Origin of the sequence: Sabulicella flocculans, assembly GCF_045449635.1 — a bacterium.
Taxonomy (GTDB): domain Bacteria; phylum Pseudomonadota; class Alphaproteobacteria; order Acetobacterales; family Acetobacteraceae; genus Roseococcus.
Map to the genome: position 1 here is coordinate 445445 of NZ_JBJJBR010000001.1, position 19437 is coordinate 464881.

General features: G+C 73.2%; 19 protein-coding genes. 6 read left to right on the forward strand and 13 right to left on the reverse strand.

Annotated elements, in window-relative coordinates:
* Nucleotides 1-81: 81 nt before the first annotated feature.
* From ACI6QG_RS02230 to ACI6QG_RS02245, 4 genes are read left to right on the forward strand one after another with little or no spacing between them, the layout of a single operon-like run.
* Entirely contained in the window at nt 82-1107 is a 1026-nt protein-coding gene (locus ACI6QG_RS02230) for a 2,5-dihydroxypyridine 5,6-dioxygenase NicX family protein (RefSeq protein WP_407022925.1), read from the forward strand.
* Complete coding sequence (locus ACI6QG_RS02235) at nt 1104-1826, forward strand: alpha/beta fold hydrolase (RefSeq protein WP_407022926.1); 723 nt, start codon at nt 1104-1106, stop codon at nt 1824-1826. The genes ACI6QG_RS02230 and ACI6QG_RS02235 overlap by 4 nt, the downstream gene beginning before the upstream one ends.
* A gap of 14 nt (nt 1827-1840) precedes the next feature.
* Entirely contained in the window at nt 1841-3106 is a 1266-nt protein-coding gene (locus ACI6QG_RS02240; protein WP_407022927.1) for an acyl-CoA dehydrogenase family protein, read from the forward strand.
* The gene (locus tag ACI6QG_RS02245; protein ID WP_407022928.1) at nt 3103-4392 is read left to right on the forward strand and encodes a class I adenylate-forming enzyme family protein; all 1290 of its coding nucleotides are present in this window, start codon (nt 3103-3105) and stop codon (nt 4390-4392) included. The genes ACI6QG_RS02240 and ACI6QG_RS02245 overlap by 4 nt, the downstream gene beginning before the upstream one ends.
* A gap of 94 nt (nt 4393-4486) precedes the next feature.
* On the opposite strand, the gene ACI6QG_RS02250 is transcribed toward ACI6QG_RS02245, so the two are convergent.
* The gene (locus ACI6QG_RS02250; RefSeq protein WP_407022929.1) at nt 4487-5245 is read right to left on the reverse strand and encodes an SDR family NAD(P)-dependent oxidoreductase; all 759 of its coding nucleotides are present in this window, start codon (nt 5243-5245) and stop codon (nt 4487-4489) included.
* Between the two features lie 105 nt (nt 5246-5350).
* Between ACI6QG_RS02250 and ACI6QG_RS02255 the strand changes: the two genes are divergently transcribed.
* Together ACI6QG_RS02255 and ACI6QG_RS02260 are read left to right on the forward strand one after the other, a co-directional pair.
* Nucleotides 5351-6859: an AMP-binding protein gene (locus ACI6QG_RS02255; RefSeq protein WP_407022930.1), complete on the forward strand. Its 1509-nt coding sequence runs from the start codon at nt 5351-5353 to the stop codon at nt 6857-6859.
* 13 nt (nt 6860-6872) lie between these two features.
* The gene (locus ACI6QG_RS02260) at nt 6873-8513 is read left to right on the forward strand and encodes an NAD(P)/FAD-dependent oxidoreductase (RefSeq protein ID WP_407022931.1); all 1641 of its coding nucleotides are present in this window, start codon (nt 6873-6875) and stop codon (nt 8511-8513) included.
* A 68-nt stretch (nt 8514-8581) separates the two neighbouring features.
* On the opposite strand, the gene ACI6QG_RS02265 is transcribed toward ACI6QG_RS02260, so the two are convergent.
* From ACI6QG_RS02265 to ACI6QG_RS02320, 12 genes are all read right to left on the reverse strand, one after another.
* Nucleotides 8582-9844 carry an NAD(P)/FAD-dependent oxidoreductase gene (locus ACI6QG_RS02265; RefSeq protein WP_407022932.1) on the reverse strand — a complete coding sequence of 421 codons (1263 nt, stop codon included), beginning with the start codon at nt 9842-9844 and terminating at the stop codon, nt 8582-8584.
* Nucleotides 9844-10578 (reverse strand): amino acid ABC transporter ATP-binding protein, encoded by a 735-nt coding sequence (locus tag ACI6QG_RS02270; RefSeq protein ID WP_407022933.1) that lies wholly within the window; start codon nt 10576-10578, stop codon nt 9844-9846. The genes ACI6QG_RS02265 and ACI6QG_RS02270 overlap by 1 nt, the downstream gene beginning before the upstream one ends.
* Nucleotides 10575-11228: an amino acid ABC transporter permease gene (locus ACI6QG_RS02275; RefSeq protein WP_407022934.1), complete on the reverse strand. Its 654-nt coding sequence runs from the start codon at nt 11226-11228 to the stop codon at nt 10575-10577. Before ACI6QG_RS02275 ends, ACI6QG_RS02270 begins: the two co-directional genes overlap by 4 nt.
* A complete protein-coding gene (locus ACI6QG_RS02280) occupies nt 11228-11983 on the reverse strand; it encodes an ABC transporter substrate-binding protein (protein WP_407022935.1) in 756 nt (251 codons plus the stop codon). The genes ACI6QG_RS02275 and ACI6QG_RS02280 overlap by 1 nt, the downstream gene beginning before the upstream one ends.
* A gap of 55 nt (nt 11984-12038) precedes the next feature.
* On the reverse strand, nt 12039-12905 hold the full coding sequence (locus tag ACI6QG_RS02285; protein ID WP_407022936.1) for an SDR family oxidoreductase: 867 nt from the start codon (nt 12903-12905) through the stop codon (nt 12039-12041).
* Complete coding sequence (locus ACI6QG_RS02290; RefSeq protein ID WP_407022937.1) at nt 12905-13861, reverse strand: tripartite tricarboxylate transporter substrate binding protein; 957 nt, start codon at nt 13859-13861, stop codon at nt 12905-12907. Before ACI6QG_RS02290 ends, ACI6QG_RS02285 begins: the two co-directional genes overlap by 1 nt.
* A gap of 123 nt (nt 13862-13984) precedes the next feature.
* Nucleotides 13985-15142, reverse strand: a complete 1158-nt coding sequence (locus tag ACI6QG_RS02295) for an acyl-CoA dehydrogenase family protein (RefSeq protein ID WP_407022938.1) — start codon at nt 15140-15142, stop codon at nt 13985-13987.
* 46 nt (nt 15143-15188) lie between these two features.
* Nucleotides 15189-16226, reverse strand: a complete 1038-nt coding sequence (locus ACI6QG_RS02300) for a CaiB/BaiF CoA transferase family protein (protein WP_407022939.1) — start codon at nt 16224-16226, stop codon at nt 15189-15191.
* Nucleotides 16226-16528 (reverse strand): hypothetical protein, encoded by a 303-nt coding sequence (locus ACI6QG_RS02305; RefSeq protein ID WP_407022940.1) that lies wholly within the window; start codon nt 16526-16528, stop codon nt 16226-16228. The genes ACI6QG_RS02300 and ACI6QG_RS02305 overlap by 1 nt, the downstream gene beginning before the upstream one ends.
* Nucleotides 16521-17462 carry a phosphotransferase family protein gene (locus ACI6QG_RS02310; RefSeq protein WP_407022941.1) on the reverse strand — a complete coding sequence of 314 codons (942 nt, stop codon included), beginning with the start codon at nt 17460-17462 and terminating at the stop codon, nt 16521-16523. Before ACI6QG_RS02310 ends, ACI6QG_RS02305 begins: the two co-directional genes overlap by 8 nt.
* Nucleotides 17455-18663 carry an acyl-CoA dehydrogenase family protein gene (locus ACI6QG_RS02315; protein WP_407022942.1) on the reverse strand — a complete coding sequence of 403 codons (1209 nt, stop codon included), beginning with the start codon at nt 18661-18663 and terminating at the stop codon, nt 17455-17457. Before ACI6QG_RS02315 ends, ACI6QG_RS02310 begins: the two co-directional genes overlap by 8 nt.
* Nucleotides 18664-19398 carry an SDR family NAD(P)-dependent oxidoreductase gene (locus tag ACI6QG_RS02320; RefSeq protein ID WP_407022943.1) on the reverse strand — a complete coding sequence of 245 codons (735 nt, stop codon included), beginning with the start codon at nt 19396-19398 and terminating at the stop codon, nt 18664-18666.
* Nucleotides 19399-19437 lie beyond the last annotated feature (39 nt).

Sequence of the window (19437 nt, forward strand, 5' to 3'; positions counted from 1 at the left end):
CGGGGAACTGCGGATATGGGATTCTCCCTGACATATGAATTTTCATTTGTTACAACCGGGGCCATCAGGGGGATGTCTGGCATGGAGTGGCAAGCGGGCTGGCAGGATGCCTTCGAGGAGGTGCTGCGCCTGTGCCGCGTCCAGCCCGGCGAGCCGGTGGCGGTGCTGGCGGAGACGCTGTCCCGCCCGGTCAATCTCCATCTGGCCGAGGCCGCGTTGCACCGGCTGGGCGCGCGCCCGGTGCGGGTGACGGTGCCCAGCCCGCGCCCGACGGCGCCGGTGCAGGTGCGCTCCACCGGCGCGTCCCGCGCGCTGGCCGGGCATCCGGGCGCGCTGGCCGCCATCGCCGCCTGCCCGCTGCTGCTGGACCTCACCGTCGAAGGGCTGCTGCACGCGCCCGAGCTTCCCGGCATCCTCAAGGCCGGCACCCGCATGCTGATGGTGAGCGACGAGCACCCCGAGACGCTGGAGCGCCTGGTCCCGCGCGAGGGCGACGACGCGCCGGTGAAGGCCGCGGTGAAGCGCCTGCGCGCGGCGAAGCTGATGCGCGTCACCTCCGAGGCCGGCACCGACCTCTCGGTGGCGATGGAAGGCGCGGCCACCGCCGGCGTCTGGGGCTGGACCGACCGCCCCGGCACGGTGGCGCATTGGCCCGGCGGCGTCGTCGTCTCCTTCCCCCGCGCCGGCACGGTGAACGGGCGGCTGGTGCTGGATGCCGGCGACGTGAACCTCACCTTCAAGCGCTACCTGGAGCGCCCGGTCACGCTGACCATCGAGGATGACCACGTCACCCGCATCGAGGGCACCGGCGCGGATGCCGAGATGACGCGCCGCTACCTCGAAGCCTGGGGCGACCGCGCCGCCTATGCCGTCTCCCATGTCGGCTGGGGGCTGAACCCGCGCGCGCGCTACGAGGCGCTGGCCATGCTGGACAAGGCCGAGACCAACGGCACCGAGCTGCGCGCCGTCGCCGGCAACTTCCTGTTCTCCACCGGCGCCAACGAGTTCGCCGGCCGCCACACCGAAGGCCATTTCGACATCCCGGTCTTCAACACCACCATCACCCTGGATGGCGAAGCTGTCGTCGAGCGGGGGCGCGTGCTGTGACGCCGGTGCTGCTGCTGCACGGCATCGGTGGCCGCGCTTCGCTCTGGGCTGCCACCGTCGCCGCCCTGGCCCCGCGCCGCGTGCTGGCGCTGGACCTGCCGGGCTATGACGGTACCCGCCCGGCGCTGGACAGCATCGCCGCCATGGCCGATGCCGCCGCCGCGCTGCTGGACCAGGCCGGCGTGGCCCAGGCCGACTGGGTGGGCCATTCGCTCGGCGGCATGGTGGCGCTGGAGGGCGCGCTGCGCCACCCGGCGCGGGTGCGGCGGCTGGTGGTCGCGGCCTCCTCTCCGGCCTTCGGCAGCAGCGACCCGGCCTTCCGCGATGCCTTCCTCGCCGCCCGCCAGCGCCCGCTGGATGAGGGGCTGGGCATGGCGGGCGTCGCCGCCGCGCTGGTGCCCGGCATGGCCGGGCCCGCCGCCGACCCCGGCGCCATGCCCGCCGCCATCGCCGCGATGTCGAGTGTGAACGAGGCGGCGTATCGCGTGACGCTGGCGGCGCTGACCGGCTTCGACCGCCGCGCCGACCTCGCTCGCATCCCGCACCCCGCCCTGCTGCTGGCCGGCGAGGCCGACGCCACCGCCCCGCCGCGCGGCATGGCCCGCATGGCCGCCGCCATGGCCGATGCGCGGCTGCAGGTGCTGCCTGGCATCGGCCACCTGCTGCCGCTGGAGGCGCCGGACGCCTTCCACGCCGCCCTGCACGCCTTCCTGGATTGAAGGGACCCGCCGCCATGGACATGCCACTGCCCACCGCCGCCGCCGAGGCGCCGATCTTCGACCCGCGCGGCTTCCGCCTCTCGCCCCTGGAAGCCGAGCTGACCGCCCGTGCCCGCGAGTTCGGCGCGCGCATCCTGGCCGCCCGCGCCGCCCGCTGGGACCGCGAGGCGAGCTTCCCCACCGACAACTACGCCGACATGCGGCGCGAGGGCTGGCTGGGCATCTGCATCCCGCGCGCGGATGGCGGGCTGGGCGCCGATTTCCGCGCCTATTGCCTGGCCGCCGCCGAGTTCGGCCGCTTCTGCGGCGCCACGGCGCTGACCTGGAACATGCATGTGTGCAGCACGCTCTGGACCGGCCTGCTGACCGACGATTTAGAGATGGACGACGCCACCCGCGCCACCCACCACGCGCGGCGGCGCGGCCACTACGCGCGCATCCTCCAGGATGGCGCCATCTTCTCGCAGCCCTTCAGCGAGGGCGGCGCGGCGGCCGCCGGCACCGTGGCCTTCGGCACCACCGCCACGCCGGTTGATGGCGGCTTCCGAATCAACGGCCGCAAGATCTTCGCCTCGCTGGCCGGCCACGCCGATTGCTATGGCATCCTGTGTACGCAGGTGACGGGGGAGGGGAAGCCGTCCCGCCGCGACACGCTGTATCTTTCGGTGCCCAGGGACGCGCCGGGCGTGACGGTGGAGGGCGAGTGGGACCCGCTGGGCATGCGCGGCACCGTGTCCCGCACCCTGGTGTTCAAGGATGTCTGGGTGCCCGAAGAGGCCATGCTGATGCCGCCCGGCCTGTATTTCCAGGCGGCCTCGCGCTGGCCGCACATGTTCATGACGCTGACGCCCACCTACATGGGCATCGCCCAGGCCGCCTACGACTTCACCGTGCGCTACCTGCGCGGCGAGCAGCCGGGCACGCCCCCGGTCAAGCGCCGCATGTACGCCACCAAGCAGGTCGCGGTGGCCGAGATGCGGGTGATGCTGGAGCAGACCAAGGCGCTGTGGTTCCAGGCCATCAGCGAGGCCGGCCCCGACCCCTCCAAGGAGCAGGTGCTGCGCGCCCTGGCCGCGCAGCACACCGTGATGGAGAACGCCAACGCCCTGGCCACCAAGGCGGTGCGCACCTGCGGCGGCCAATCCATGCTGCGCTCCCTGCCGCTGGAGCGTCTGTATCGCGACAGCCGCTGCGGCTCCCTCATGCTGCCCTGGACGGCCGAGCTGTGCATTGACCGCATCGGCCGCGAGGCGCTCTACGAGAAGGGCGAGACGGATTGACCCCCGCCCTGCTGGCCGCCGAACGCGAAGCCCTGCGCGCCGCCGGCGTGGCGGCGGGTGACCGCGTCGGCTGGCTGGGGCTGAACCACCCCTCCATGCTCGCCTGCCTCGCGGCCTGCGAGGAAGCCGGCGTCGCCCTGGTGCCGCTGAACTGGCGCCTTTCGGCGGCGGAGCTGCAATGGATCAGCGAAGATGCGGGGCTTAGGCTGGTGCGCTGCGGCCCGCCTGCCGGCGCCACCGCACCCAGCCCCGCTGCCCGGCCGGCGCGCGGCGCCGCGGATGTGCGGGTCATCGCCTATACCTCCGGCACCACCGGGCGGCCCAAGGGGGCGATGCTGACGGCGGCGGCGGTGCAGACCAACATCCGGCACGGCATCAGCCTGTTCGGCCTGACGCGGGAGGACCGGGTGCTGACCGTGCTGCCGCTGTTCCACATGGGCGGCCTGGCCATCCAGACCCTGCCGGCGCTGGTGGCCGGCGCGCAGGTCATCCTGCATCCGCGCTTCGACGCCGACGCCTTCTTCGATGCCATGGTGCAGGACCGCCCCACGCTGTCCCTGCTGGTGCCCGCCGTGATGGCCGCGCTGGTGGCGCATCCGCGCTGGGCGGGGGCGGACCTCTCCTGCCTGCGCGCTGTCGGCGCCGGCTCCTCCGACGTGCCGCCGGACCTCATCGCCGCCTTCCACGCCAAGGGCGTGCCGGTGCAGCAGGTCTATGGCATGACGGAGAGCGGCCCCATCGCCATCGCGCAATCGGTGGAGGAGGCGCTGGCGCATCCCGGCTCCATCGGCTTTCCCGTGGGCGGCTGCGAGGCGCGCATCGCTGCGGATGGCGAGATCCAGCTGCGCGGCCCCAACCTCTTCGCCGGCTACCGGAACGACGCCGCGGCGACGGCGGCCGCCTTCACGGAGGACGGCTGGTTCCGCACCGGCGATGCCGGGCGCCAGGATGCGGAGGGCCGCTTCTGGTTCACCGACCGCCTGAAGCACCTCATCATCTCCGGCGGCGAGAACATCGCCCCGGCGGAGCTTGAGCGCGTGCTGCTCTCGGCGCCGGGCGTGCGGGAGGCCGCGGTGGTCGGCCGCCCCGATGCCCGTTGGGGCGAGGTGCCCGTCGCCGTCGTCGTCCCCGGCGAGGGCTTCGACGAAGCGGCGGTGTTGCGCCACTTCGAAGGCCGGCTGGCCCGCTTCAAGCACCCGCGCGCGGTGGTGACCGCCGCCAGCCTGCCGCGCACCGCGCTGGGCAAGGTGCAGGTGGCGGCGCTGCGGGCGCTGGTGGCCGGCTGAGCCGCCAGCCCCGGTTCCGCGTCACGGAACTGGGGTCCAGCCTGCTGCACGGGCCGTCCGCCGCCGCGGCGCCTCCGCCAAGGCGGGTCGCGCGCTACCGCGGCGCCATGCGCAGCGCGCCGTCCATGCGCACCGTCTCGCCGTTCAGGTAGCCATTGTCCACGATGTGCATGGCCAGCCTGGCGTATTCGTCCGGCGTGCCCAGGCGATGCGGGTTGGGCACGCCCTGGGCAAGCGATTCCTTCACCGGGTCGGGCAGGCGGGCCAGCATCGGCGTGTCCATGATGCCCGGCGCGATGGTGCAGACGCGGATGCCCTTGGAAGCCAGGTCGCGCGCCGCCACCAGCGTCATGCCGATGACGCCCGCCTTGGAGGAGGCGTAGGGGATCTGCCCGATCTGCCCCTCATAGCCGGCGATGGAGGCGGTGAGGATGCACACGCCGCGCTCGCCCTCCACCGGCTCGGTCCGCGCCATCGCGGCGGCGGCGAGTCGCAGCGCGTTGAACGAGCCGGTGAGGTTGACGCGGATCACCGTCTCGAAATGCGCCAGGCTGCCCGGCGTGCCGTCCTTCTCCAGGATGCGCAGCGCGCCGCCGCGGCCGGCGCAATGCACCAGCACCCGCAGCGGGCCCATCGCCTCGGCGGCCGCGACGGCGTCGCGCATCTGCGCCTCGTCCGCCACGTCGGCCACCGCGAAGCCGCCGCCCAGGTCCTGCGCCACCGCGGCGCCGGGCGAGGTCGCGAGGTCCGCGATCAGCACCTTCGCCCCGGCCGCCGCCAGCCGCCGCGCCGTGGCCAGCCCCAGCCCCGAAGCGCCGCCCGTCACGATGGCGGATGCCCCCTTCACGTCCATGCCCGTCCCTCCGGAATGATTTCCGGCAGGGCACCACGCGGGCGCGGTTGACGCAAGCCGGTGCGGGGCGGGACGATGCCACCAACGAGACGCCGAGGAAGCCCCATGCCGCAGCTGGCCCGCCAGGCCGAGAGGACGCCGGACAAGACCTGCGCCTTCTTTCCCGAAACCAACGAGAGCCTCGACTTCCGCGCGCTGGACGAGGGCGCGAACCGCATCGCCAACGGGCTGGTCGCGCTCGGGCTGCAGCCCGGCGAGGGGGTGGCGCTGCTGCTGCCGAACTCGCCCGACTTCCTGCTGGCGCTGTATGGCGCCAAGCGAGCGGGGCTGATGGTCACGCCGCTGTCCATCCACCTGCGCCCGCAGGAGGTGGCGCACGTGCTGCGCGATTCCGGCGCGCGCCTCATCATCGCCGACGCGGCGCTGGAAGGGCTGGCGGCGGCGCTGGACCTGGCGGGGGTGCCGCACCGCTACGCCACCGGCGGCGGGCTGCCGGGCTTCGCGCCCTTCGCCTGGCTGTCCTCCGGGCAGCCGGCCACCTGGCCCGAGCCGCCGCGGCCCATCGGGCGGGACTTCCTGTACTCCTCCGGCACCACCGGGCTGCCCAAGGGCATCCAGCGCCCGCTGATCCCGTGGGAGAAGCGCCACGACCCCGAGTTCGACATGACGTGGAAGGCGCTGTACGGCTTCGACGCCGACACCGTGTACCTCTCGCCGGCGCCGCTGTATCACGCCGCGCCGCTGCGCTACGTGCAGCGCGCCATGGATGGCGGCGGCAGCGCGGTCATCCTGCGCAAGTTCGACGCCGAGGCCTGCCTGCGCACCATCCAGCAATGCGGGGTGACGCACAGCCAGTGGGTGCCGACCATGTTCGGCCGGCTGCTGGCCCTGCCGGAGGCCACGCGCGCCGCCTACGACCTGTCCACCCACCGCTGCGCCATCCACGCCGCCGCGCCCTGCCCGCCGGGGGTGAAGCGCGCGATGATCGAATGGTGGGGCCCCATCCTGCGCGAGTACTACGCGGGCAGCGAGGGCGTGGGCACCACGGTGATCTCCAGCGAGGAATGGCTGCGCCGCCCCGGCAGCGTCGGCCGGCCCGCCTACGGCGCGGTGCACGTCACCGATGAGGAAGGGCGCGAGCTGCCGCCCGGCGAGGTGGGGCGCATCTGGTTCTCCGGCGGGGCGCGCTTCGCCTACCACAACGACCCGGAGAAGACCGCCGCCTGCTACAACGAGAAAGGCTGGGCCAGCCTGGGCGACCTGGGTTGGCTGGACGAGGAGGGCTACCTGTTCCTGAGCGACCGGCGGGCGGACCTCATCCTTTCCGGCGGGGTGAACGTCTATCCGGCCGAGATCGAGGCGGTGCTGGCGCAGCATCCGGACGTCTCCGAATGCGCGGTGATCGGCGTGAAGGACGACGATCTGGGCGAGGTGCCGATGGCCCTGGTGGTGCCGCGCGGCGAGGCGCCGGACGCCGCCGCCGTGCTGGCGCATTGCCGCGCCCATCTGGGCCGGCTGAAGGTGCCGCGCACGGTGGAGTTCGTGGAGGAACTGCCGCGCTCCGAGGCCGGCAAGCTGATGCGCCGGTTGCTCAAGGAGCGCTTCCTGGCGTAACCCGCGCGCGATCATGCTGCGCGTCACCGAGATTCGCCTGCCGCTGGACCATGCCCCCGAAGCGCTGGAGCAGGCCCTCGCCGAACGGCTGGGCGGCGCCCCGCTGCGCTATTCGGTGTTCCGCCGCGGCTACGACGCGCGCAACCCGCGGCGCATCATGCTCTCCTACACCGTGGACGCGGAGGTGCGGGAGGAAGCGGCGCTGCTGGCGCGTGACGCCCGGCTGCGCCCCAGCCCGGACATGGCCTACCGCTTCGTCGCCCGCGCGCCGGCGGGGATGGAGGAGCGCCCGGTGGTGATCGGCGCCGGGCCCTGCGGCTTCATGTGCGCCCTCATCCTCGCGCAGGCGGGATTCCGGCCCATCGTGATCGAGCGCGGCCCGGCGGTGCGCCCGCGCACGAAGCAGACCTGGGATTTGTGGCGACGCAGCATCCTGCATCCCGAGGGCAACGTGCAGTACGGCGAGGGCGGGGCGGGCACCTTCAGCGACGGCAAGCTGTGGTCGCAGATCCGCGACCCCTTCTTCTTCGGCCGCAAGCTGCTGCAGGAGTTCGTGAAGGCCGGCGCGCCGGAGGAGATCCTGTTCATCTCCAAGCCGCATGTCGGCACCTTCCGACTCGTCTCCATGGTCGAGCGCATCCGCGCCGAGATCGAGGCGCTGGGCGGCGAGTACCGCTTCGACACCCGGGTGGAGGGACTGGATCTGGACCCCGCCACCCGCGGCCTGCGCGGCCTGCACCTGAGCGACGGCACGCTGCTTCCCGCGCGCCACGCCGTGCTGGCCATCGGCCACTCGGCGCGCGACAGCTTCGCCATGCTGCACGGCCAGGGCGTGCAGATGGAGGCCAAGCCGTTCAGCATCGGCGTGCGGATCGAGCACCCGCAGGCGCTGATCAACGCCCGCCGCTTCGGCCCCAATGCCGGCAACCCGCTGCTGGGCGCGGCCGACTACCGGCTGGTGCACCACGCCGCCAATGGCCGCGGCGTGTATTCCTTCTGCATGTGCCCCGGCGGGCGCGTGGTCGCCGCGGCCAGCGAGCCCGGCCGGCTGGTGACCAACGGCATGAGCCAGTACCAGCGCGACGAGCGCAACGCCAATGCCGGCATCGTCGTGGGCATCAGCCCGGCGGATTATCCGGGCGGGCCGCTGGCCGGGGTGGAGTTCCAGCGGCGGTGGGAGGAAGCAGCCTTCCACGCCGGCGGCGGCGCCTGGCGCGCCCCGGCGCAGCTGGTGGGCGACTTCCTCGAAGGCCGTGCCTCCACCGCGCTGGGCGAGGTGGTGCCGAGCTACCTGCCTGGCGTGACGCCCACCGACCTGTCGCCCTGCCTGCCGGATTTCGCCGTGGCGGCGATGCGCGAGGCGCTGGCCGCCTTCGACAAGGACATCCCCGGCTTCGCCATGCGCGACGCCGTGCTGACGGGGGTGGAGACGCGCACCTCCTCGCCGCTGCGCATCCCGCGCGGCGAGGATTGCGCCAGCCTGAACACGCCCGGCCTGTACCCGGCGGGCGAGGGGGCGGGCTATGCCGGCGGCATCATGTCGGCCGGGGTGGACGGCATCCGCGTGGCCGAGGCGGTGTCGCTGGCGATGACCGGGGGTGGGGCGGTGCGGTCCTCGGGGCGGCACAAGGATGACGCGGTGGCCTACGGCTAGAGGACGAGCCGCCTTGATGGAATCAACACAGCGGTGACTCGTCCTCCCAGCAAAGGCTGGATCATGATCTAGAGGCCCAGCCGGTCCTTCACCCGGCCTTCCCAGACCTTGGCCAGCACCCCCAGCTTCCACAGGCCGTGGAAGGGGATGGGCTTGATGCCGGTGACAGGCATGTCGGGGGTGCCGCCGCGCAGCCAGCGCGCCAGCTCCATGCCCATCACCGTCGCCATCGCCACGCCGCGGCCATTGTAGCCCAGGGCCGCATGGAGGCCGGGCGCCGGCTGGTGCAGGTGCGGGTAGTGGTCGGGCGTCATCGCCAGCTGGCCGTTCCAGCCATGCGTCCAGTCCAGCTCCGCCGCGCCGGGCCACAGGCGCCCGGCATGGGCGATGAGGTAGCGGATGGGGTCGGTGCTGCCGATGGGGCGCTGGGGCCCGCGCCCGCCCATCAGCAGCCGCCCCGCCTGGTCCACGCGGTAGTAGACGGTGATGTTCCCCGCCTCGTAGAGCGAGGCGCGCAGCGGCAGCACCGCCGCCTGCATGGCCGGCGGCATCGGCGCCGTCGCGGCGATGGAGGAGAACACCGGCACCACCGACCGCGCCAGCCCGGGCCACAGCGCATCGGTGTAGCCATTGGTGGCGAGGATGACCTGCTCGGCCCGCACCGCGCCGCGCGGCGTCTCGACGCGCCACAGCGCGCCCTCGCGCGCCAGGCGCCGGGCCGGGGTGGCGGCGTGGATGCGCGCGCCCTGCGCGATGGCGGCGCGCGCCAGCCCGCGCGCGTAGAGCAGCGGCTGCAGGTCGCCGCCGCGCCGGTCGAGCATGGCGCCGGCGTAGTGGTCCGTCCCGGTGGCGGCGGCGGTGGCGGCGGCGTCCAGCCACAGCACCTCGCCGGAACGCCGGGCCGATTGCGCGGCGCTTTCCTCTACCGCGGCGGCGTTGCGGGGCCCCAGTGCGGCGCGCAGCGTGCCGCCCTGGCGCGCCTCGCAGGCGATCTGGTGGCGGCGCACCAGCGCGAACACCGCCTCCGGCGCCCCCCAGGACAGCGCCACCATGCGCGCGCCGAGGTCGGGGCCGAAATCGCGCTCGATCGTGTCCGGGTCCGGCTTCAGGCCGGGGTTCACCTGCCCGCCATTGCGGCCGGAGGCGCCGAAGCCCGGCTCCTCCGCCTCCAGCACCGCGACGCGCGCCCCGGCCTCCGCCAAATGAAGCGCGGCGGACAGGCCGGTGAAGCCGGCGCCGACCACGCAGACATCGGCGCGCGCCTCGCCCTCCAGCGGCGGGCAATCCGGCCCCGGCGCGGCGGTGGCCGCGTAGAGCGAGGGGTGGGGCATCAGCCGAGCGGCCGCAGCACGCGGCGCAGGAAGTCCTGCGTGCGCGCCTCGCGCGGGGCGGCGAGCAACTCGGCCGGCGGGCCTTCCTCCACCACCACGCCGCCATCCATGAAGGCCACGCGGTCCGCCACCTCGCGCGCGAAGCCCATCTCGTGGGTCACCACCATCATGGTCATCCCCTCCCGCGCCAGGTCGCGCATCACCGACAGCACCTCGCCCACCAGCTCCGGGTCCAGGGCGCTGGTCGGCTCGTCGAACAGCACGGCCTTGGGACGCATGGCCAGGGCGCGGGCGATGGCGACGCGCTGCTGCTGCCCGCCGGACAGCGCGGAGGGCCAGGCATCCTCCCGCCCCGCCAGGCCGACGCGGGCCAGCAGCGCGCGGGCCTGCGCCTCCGCCTCCGCCCGCGGCGTGCCGAGCACGGCGAGCGGCCCCTCCATCACGTTGCCCAGCGCGGTGCGGTGCGGGAACAGGTTGAAGCGCTGGAACACCATGGAGACCTGCCGCCGCACGGCGTGGATGGAGGGCGCCGCGCGGTCCACCACCACGCCGTCCACCGCGACGCGCCCGCCCTGGTAGGCCTCCAGACCGTTCACGCAGCGCAGCAGGGTGGACTTGCCCGAGCCCGAGGGGCCGATGACGCAGACCACCTTGCCCGCCGCCACCGTGAGCGAGATGCCGTCGAGCACGCGATGCGCGCCGAAGGACTTGCGCAGGGACTCGATGGCGATCATCGGCGGCCGTACCGGCGCTCGAGCCAGGAGACCAGCAGGATGAGCGGGATGGAGAGGCAGAGGTAGAGCAGCGCCACCAGTGTCCAGACCTCCTGGTTCTTGAAGGTGGAGGCGGCGATGAGGCGCGCCTGGGTGGACATCTCCGCCACCGTGATGACGCTGGCCTGGGAGCTGTCCTTCAGCAGCATGATCAGGGTGTTGCCATAGGGCGGCAGCACGATGCGCACCGCCTGCGGCAGCACGACGCGCCACAGGATGCGGGCGCGGCGCATGCCCAGCGATTCCGCCGCCTCCACCGTCCCCGGGTCCACCGCCAGGATGCCGGAGCGGAACACCTCGCCCATGTAGGCCGAGTAGGCGACGCCGAGGCCGATGACGCCGGCCTGGAAGGCGTTCAGGTCCACGCCCAGCTCGGGCAGCACGAAGTAGATGTAGAACAGCTGCACCAGGATGGGGATGCCGCGGATCACGTTGGTGAACACCCGCGCCGGCCATTCCAGCCAGGCGATGCCCGAGGTGCGCATCAGCGCCCAGACGACCCCCAGCCCGGTGGAGAGCACCAGCGCGCCCAGCGTCACCAGCACCGTCATGCCCATGCCTTGCAGCAGGATGGGCAGGAAGCGCTGGGCGTCGGCCCAGAACCCGGCCATCAGGCGACGTCGGGCGGCAGGTTCCACTTGGCGATGAGGGCGGCCATCGCGCCGTCCGCCTTCATCGCGGCCAGCCCGGCATTCACCCGCGCCATGGTGGCGTCGCCCTTGCGGGTGGCGATGCCGATGGAGCCGACGACGGAGGGGCGGTAGTCCGCCAGCAGCCGCACGCCGCGGAAGGTGCCCTGCGCGATCTGGTAGGAGACGATGGGCGCGTCGCCGAAGCCGGCCTGGATGCGGCCCAGCGACACGTCACGCATGATGTCGCCGACGCTGTCATAGGTGCGCACGTCCAGCCCGGCCGCGCGCAGCGGCTCGATGTAGATGGTGCCGACCTGGGCGCCGGCGGACACGCCGCGCATGTCGGCCAGGCCGCGCCACGGGCGCTGCTCGCCCTCGCGCACCGCCACGCCCTCGCCATAGGTGTAGACGGGGTCGGAGAAGTCCACCTGCTCGCGCCGCGCCGGGGTGGCCAGCATGGCGGCGGAGATGAGGTCGATGCGCGAGGAGGTGAGCGAGGCGATCAGGGCGGCGAAGGGCGTGGCCTGCACCTCCACCCCGAAGCCCTGGCGGCGGCCGATCTCGGTGATGAGTTCCACCATGAAGCCGGTGATGCGGTTGGTGGCGGTGTCGAGGAAGGTGAAGGGGATGCCGGTGGGGGTGGAGCCCACCTTCAGCACCGGCGGCGTCTGCGCCAGGGCGGGCGTGGCGAGGATGGCGGCACCCAGCCCGGGCAGGTGGCGGCGGCGGATCATCGGCAGGGCTCCTTGCGGGTGCAGGAAGGAATGAAGCCATGCCGGCGGCGCCGCATCAAGCGCGCGCGGACTTGTCCTTCGCGTCCACCGCCTTGATGCGCGCCCGCGCTTCCGCCCATTCGGCATCGCCCCAGGCGGCGTAGTCCATGTAGGTGCCCGCGCCGGTGGCGCGGTGCTGCGCGCCGTCCAGCGCCACCGTCTCGCCGGTGATCCAGGAGGCGCCTTCGCTCAGCAGGAAGGCGGCCAGCGTGCCGATGTCCTCCGCGGTGCCGGCGCGGCGCAGCGGGTTCCTGGCGCTCCATTTCCCGGCCGGGTCCTCGGCGCCGGGGCGGATGCGGGCCAGCATCCCCTCCGTCGGGATCAGCCCGGGCGAGATGGCGTTGAGCCGGATGCCGTGCGGCCCCCATTCCAGCGCCAGGCTGCGCGTCATCCCCTCCACCGCCGCCTTGCTCATCGCCGAGGGCACGACGAAGGGCGCGCCGGTGCGCGTCCAGGTCACCAGGATGCTCACCACCGCGCCGCCGGTGCCGGCGGCGATCCAGCGCCGGCCCAGCGCGTGGGTGACGTGGAAGGTGCCGTGCAGCACCGTGTCCGCCACCGCGCGGAAGCCGCGGGGCGAGATGTCCTCGGTGCGGGACAGGAAGTTGCCGGCGGCGTTGTTCACCAGGTGCGTCGGGCCGGCGCCGGCGTCGAGGCTGCGGGCCAGGGCGGCCTCCACCGCCTCGGCGTCGCGGATGTCCACTGCCTGCCAGCGGGCGTCCAGCCCCGCTGCCGCCGGTTCCAGCACGGCGGCGCGGCGGCCCCAGATCTCGACCTCGGCGCCGCAGGCGCGGAAGCACCGCGCCATCATCAGCCCCAGCCCGGTGCCGCCGCCGGTGACCAGCACGCGCGCGCCCCCCAGCGCGTCGTCGCGCAGCACCATCAGCCGCGCAGGCCCAGCCGGGTGACGCGCGCCTCCTCCTCCGTCGCGGTGCGCTGGATGAAGGCGGCGTAGTCCTCCGGCCCCAGGTATTCCAGCGGCATGTCGAGGCGCCGCAGCGTGGCGACGTGCGCGGGGTCGTGCAGGGCGGTGCGGAAGCCCTCGTGCAGGCGGCGCACGATGTCGGCCTCCATGCCCAGCGGGCCGACCAGCCCATAGGGCGAGGTGACGACCATGTCGTAGCCCAGCTCCCGCAGGGTGGGCACGTTGGGCCAGCGCCAGGAGCGCTCGCGCGACCAGACGTTCAGCGCGCGAAGCCGTCCCTGCTCCACCAGCTCCACCACGCCCGAGCCGGTGCCGGAGGCGTCGATGTGCCCGCCGATCAGCGCGGGCACGGCGTCGCCCTCGCCGCGGAAGGGCACGTGCTCCAGCTCGATGCGCTCGGCGGCGGCGATGTCCACCAGGGTCAGGTGCGGCGTGCCGTTGGCGCCGGTGTTGCCCATCTTGACCATGCCGGGGCGGCGGCGCGCATCGGCCACCAGGTCCGCCCAGGTCTGGTAGGGCGATTCCGCGCGCACGCAGACGGCGAAGAGGTAGCCGGTGAGGTGGATGATGGGCGTGAAGTCGGTGCGCGGGTTGAAGGCCATGCGCTGCATGTAGGGCAGGCGGATGGCAGGCAGGGCGAGCTGCCCCAGCGTGTAGCCGTCCGGGCGCACGTTGCGCATGTTGGCCGCCGGCAGAGTGCCGCCGCCGCCGGGCCGGTTCTCGATGATCACCTGCTGGCCCAGGGCGCGCGTCGCCGCCTCGGCGAAGGAGCGCATCTGCACGTCGGTGGCGCCGCCGGCGGGGAAGGCGATCTGCAGGGTGATGGGGCGGTTGGGGAAAGCGGCCTGGGCATCGGCCAGCCGCGGCGCGGCGAGGCCGGCGGCGGAGGCGGCGAGGAGGGTGCGGCGCTTCATGGTGACGTGACTCCCGACTTGTTTGTCCTTCGGGTCGCAGGGCGGCCCGCGCCGCACCTGCGCCCTTGCAACTGGCGAACCCGCGGCGCGGCGAAAGCCGGGCGGCCGGCGTTCGAAGGCGGATCAGAGGCTCCGCGCGATGATCTCCTTCATCACCTCGGAGGAACCGCCATAGATCCGGCCCACCCGCGCATCGGCCCAGGCGCGGCCGATGGCGTATTCGGCCATGAAGCCGTAGCCGCCATGCATCTGCAGGAAGGCGTCGAGCCACTTGTTCTGCATCTCGGTGCCCAGCAGCTTGGCGGCCGCCGCGTCCTCGGCGCTGAGTTCGCCGCGCAGGTGGCGGGCCAGGCAGTCATCCAGGTAGACGCGGAACATGCCGATCTCGGCCTTGGCCTCGGCCAGCTTGAAGCGGTGCACCTGGAAGTCGAACACCGTCTGGCCGAAGACCGGGCGGGACTTGGTGTAGGCGATGGTCTCCTCCAGCATCGCCTCCATGCTGGTGGCGGCGCGCACGGCGATCACCAGGCGCTCCTGCGGCAGCTGGTGCATCAGGTGGCGGAAGCCGCCGCCTTCCTCGCCGATCAGGTGATCGAGCGGGACGCGCACATCCTCGAAGAACAGCTCCGACGTGTCCTGCGCGTGCAGGCCGATCTTCTCCAGCTTGCGGCCCTTGGTGAAGCCCGGCGTGCCCTCCTCCACCGCGATCAGCGAGACGCCCTTGCGCCCCGCCGCCGGGTCGGTCTTGCAGACGACGATGACGAGGCCGGCATTCTGGCCGGAGCTGATGAAGGTCTTGGCGCCGTTGATGACCCAGCTGTCGCCTTCCTTCCGCGCGGTGGCGCGCACCGCCTTGAGGTCGCTGCCCATGCCCGGCTCGGTCATGGCGATGGCGCCGATCATCTCGCCCGACGCCATCCTCGGCAGCCATTCGCACTTGCGCGCCTCGGTGGCGTAGGCCTGGATGTAGGGCACCACGATGTCGCTGTGCAGCTGGAAGGCGACGCCGGTGGCGTTGGCCCGCGCCAGCTCCTCGATCACCACGGCGGAGAAGCCGAAATCCCCGCCGGCGCCGCCATATTCCTCCGGCAGCATGGGGCAGAGGAAGCCCTGCGCGCCGGCCTTGCGCCACAGCTCGCGCGGGACGATGCCCTCGCGCTCCCACTGCCGGTGGTGCGGGACGATCTCCTTCTCGACGAAGCGGCGGAAGCTGTCGCGGAAGGCCTCGTGGTCAGGCGAGAAGACGGCGCGCGGGCGCGCGGCGCGGATGATGGTGTCCATCTGGACGGTTTCCCTCACAGGTCGTTGGCCGAGAGGGTAGCCGCCTTCAGCCGCGGCGCAACAGGGATTCCGAGCGCGAGAAGCGCGGCGCCGGGGTGGGCTGCACCACGCCCTCCACCTCCTGGAAGGTGCCGCGGGCGCGCAGATGCGGGTCCTGCGGCGCCTCGGCCATGGAGAGGATGGGCGTGACGCAGGCATCTGTGCCGGCGAAGGCGGCGGCCCATTCGTCGCGCGTGCGGGCAGCGAAGGCGCCGGCCAGCCGGGCTTTCTGCACCGGCCAGCGCGCGGGGTCCATGCGGTCGGCGAAGGCATCCTCGGGCAGGCCGAGGATGCGCAGCATCTGCGCGAAGAAGGCGGGCTCGATCGGCCCCACGGCCAGGAAGCCGCCGCAGGCGCAGGCGTAGCTGTCGTAGAAGGGCGCCGCGCCGTCCAGCAGGTTGCGGGCGCGCCCCGGCTGCCACCGGCCGCGCGCCAGCATGCCGTAGATCGGCGCCATCAGCAGCGCCGCGCCATCCACCATGGCGGCGTCCACCACCTGGCCCTGGCCGGACTGCCCGCGCTCCAGCAGCGCGGCCAGGATGCCCAGCGCCAGCAGCAGCCCGCCGCCGCCGTAGTCGCCCACCAGGTTCAGCGGCGGGGCGGGGGGCTGCCCCTCGCGGCCCATGGCGTGCAGCGCGCCCGAGAGGCCGATGTAGTTAATGTCGTGCCCGGCCATGTGGGCCATCGGCCCGTGCTGGCCCCAGCCGGTCATGCGCCCATAGACCAGGCGAGGGTTGCGGGCATGCACGGAATCCGGCCCCAGGCCGAGGCGCTCCATCACGCCGGGGCGGAAGCCCTCGATCAGCGCGTCGGCGGTTTCGCACAGGGCCAGGGCGCGTTCCACGTCCTCGGCGCGCTTCAGGTCCAGCGAGGCGGTCGCGTGGCGGCCGCGCAGCGCCACGTCGCGCGGGTCACGCGGCGGGGCGCCGGGGCGGTCGAGCCGCGTCACCTCCGCGCCTAGGTCCGCCAGCACCATGGCGCAGAAGGGGCCGGGGCCGATCCCGGCGAATTCCAGCACGCTCAGGCCATGCAGCGGGCCGGGCATCAGGCGATGGCCTTGGGCGCGGAAACGGCGGCGCGGGCGCGCGTCAGCTCGACCAAATCGGCGTGGATGCGCGCGTAGTCGGGCGTGCCGGGGGCGGGCGGCGCGGCGCGGATGGCGCGCGCCAGGGCGGCGGCGTCCTGCGCGGGGGACGGGGCGTGCATGGCGCGGCCGGCGATGGCGAGCGCATTGGCCACCATGCGCGCCTCGTAGTGCTTCTCCTTCGGCAGATGCGGCAGCAGGGCGTCCAGCACGGTCTGCCGCGCCGCGGCGACCAGCGCGCCGGCATCGGGTTGCTCAAGCATCCAGCGTCTCCACCTGCTGCAGCACCTGCCATTCGAGCGCGGGCAGCAGGTGCGCGGTCAAGGCCAGTTCCAGCGTGCGCTCCACGCCGGACAGGAAGCGGGCGCCCTGGTCGGCGGCGATCACCGCCCAGCGGATCGTCGCCGCCAGCACCCAGAAGGGGATGCGCGATTCATCCAGGCCGGGGCCGTAGCCGGCCAGCAGGTCGGCGCGGTGGCCCAGCCCGCCGGCCTCCAGCTGCTGGTTGGTGAAGCGCCAGCAGGGGGCGCAGATCCAGCCGATATCCTGGTGCGGGTCGCCCCAGGCGGGGAACTCCCAGTCCAGCACGCCTTGCAGCGCGCCGTCCCGCACCATCAGGTTGCCGTTGCGGAAGTCGTTGTGCACCAGCACGGCGGGCACGGGCGGCGGGGCGTGGCGGCGCAGCGCGGCCAGGCCCCATTCCAGCACCGGGCGCGGCGTGCCGGCGGCGTCCAGCCGCCCCTGCATCTGCGCGATGAAGGCCAGGGCAGGGTCGGCGGGCGGCTCGCCCAGGAAGGGCAGGTCCGCGCGCGGCGGCCGGATGGCGTGGATGCGCCGCAGCGCCGCGCCGCATTGCCGCAGCAGGGCAGCATCGCCCTCGGGGCCCACCGCCTTGCACAGCGCCACCGCGTTGGCTTCGCCGTGTAAGCGGCGCATGACGAAGAAGGGCTTGCCGGCATGGGTGCCCTGGAACAGCGGCTCGGGCACCGGCACCCCGGCATCCCAGGCGGCGCGCAGCAGGGCGAACTCCTCCGGCCGCGAGCGCGAGACGGCCAGGGTGGCGGCGTTGTCCGTCCGCACCACCCATTCCTGGCGGGCGCCGTCCTTCTCCACCTCGTAGAGCCAGTTCTGCTGGATGGCGCCGCCGGAGAGCAGCCGCCGCGCGATCACCCGCGCGCCGAGCGCGGCGTCATCCATGGTGGCCCCAGGCGAAGAAGCCGTCGCGCTCCTTGCGGAGGAAATTGGCGACGACCATGCGGTGCACCTCGTCCGCGCCGTCCACCAGCCGCGCCTGGCGGGCGTAGCGGTAGATCCACTCCACCACCGTGTCCTTGGAATAGCCCTTGGCGCCGAGCAATTGCAGCGCCACGTCGGCGCAGCCGTGCAGCGCGTTGGCCGCCGCGACCTTGGCCAGCGAGATCTCCTTGCGGGCATAGCTGCCCTGGTCCAGCAGCCAGGCGGCGCGCATGGTCAGCATCCGCGCGGTGTCGAGCTGCATGGCCGCACCTGCCAGCAGCATCTGCACGCTTTCCTTCTCCACCAGGGTCTGGCCGAAGGCGCGGCGCGTCTCGGCGCGCTCCAGCGCGATCTCCAGGCAGCGGCGGGCCAGCCCGCCCCAGCGCATGCAGTGGGTGAGGCGCGCGGGGCCGAGGCGGATCTGCGTCACCTTCAACCCGTCGCCGACGCCCATCAGCACGTTCTCATCAGGGATTTCCAGCCCGTCGAAGACCAACTCGCAATGGCCGCCATGCTCCTCGGGGCCCATGATCGGGATGCGGCGCTCGATGCGCCAGCCGGGCTGGCTGGCGTCGAACAGGAAGGCGGTGAGGCCGCGGCGGGCGTCGTCCGAGGTGCGGGCCATCAGGATGAAGCGCTTGGCCTCGCCGGCGCCGGTGATGAACCACTTGCGGCCGGTGATGCGCCAGCGGTCATTGCCGACGCGCTCGGCCGCCGTCAGCGTCATGCCGGGGTCGCTGCCGGCGCCTTCGCCGGGCTCGGTCATGGCGAAGGCGGATTGGCATTCGCCGGCGATGACGGGCTTCAGCCACCATTCCTGCTGCGCCGGCGTGGCCAGCTTGGCCATCACCATCATGTTGCCGTCATCGGGCGCGGCGGAGTTGAACACCACCGGGCCGAAGATCGAACGGTTCATCTCCTCGTAGCAGGCCACCATGCCGGTGAAGGGCAGGCCCTGGCCGCCATGCTCCGGCGGCAGCTGCAGGCACCACAGCCCTTCGGCCTTCGCCTCGGCGCGCAGGCGGGCGAGGACGGCGGGCGCGATGTTCTCATGCGCGTCGTAATTGGCGCGGTCAGCCTCCAGCGGGATGATGCGCGCCTCCACGAAGGCGCGGATGCGCTGGCGGAAGGACTCGCTGCGCGGGTCGAGGTTCAGTTCCATCTAGAGCGATCCAATGCTGTGTCCGCCATCCACGGTGACGGTGCTGCCGGTCATGTGCCGCCCGGCCTCGGAGCACAGGAGCAGCAGGGCGCCGTCCAGCTCCTCCGGCGTGCCCAGGCGGCGCTGGGGAATGCGCTTGACCATCGCCTGCCCGGCCGGCGAGGCGAAGAAGGCGCGGTTGATGTCGCTGGCCACGTAGCCCGGCGCGATGGCGTTCACGCGGATGCCGTGGCGCGCAAGCTCCACCGCCATCTGCCGCGTCAGCTGCACCAAGGCGGCCTTGGCGGCGGTGTAGCCCGCCACGCCGGGGATGATGCGGCTGGCGAGGATGGAGGCGATGTTGACGATGGCACCACCCGTACCCCGCTGCGCCATGCCGCGCGCCACCGCCTGGCCCACCAGGAAGGCGCCGCGCAGGTTCACGTCCATCACGCGGTCCCACTCCTCCGGCGTCTGCTCCAGGAAGGGGCGCGTCTCGGCGATGCCGGCGTTGTTGACCAGGATGTCGAAGGGCTGGTCCAGACCCTCCGGCGCCGTCACGTCCAGCGCCATCGCGCTCGCGCGCGGGCCGAGCTCGGCGGCGATGGCGGCGCAGGCCTCGACGCGGCGGGCGGCCAGCACCACCTCGGCGCCCGCTTGGTGCAGGGTGCGGGCGAAATGCGCGCCCAGGCCCCCGGATGCGCCGGTGACCAGCGCGCGGCGGCCATCAAGGCGGAAGATCGTCTCAACTCCCATGCCGCCGATGCTGCCCGGGCTTCGCGCCGCCTTCAAGCT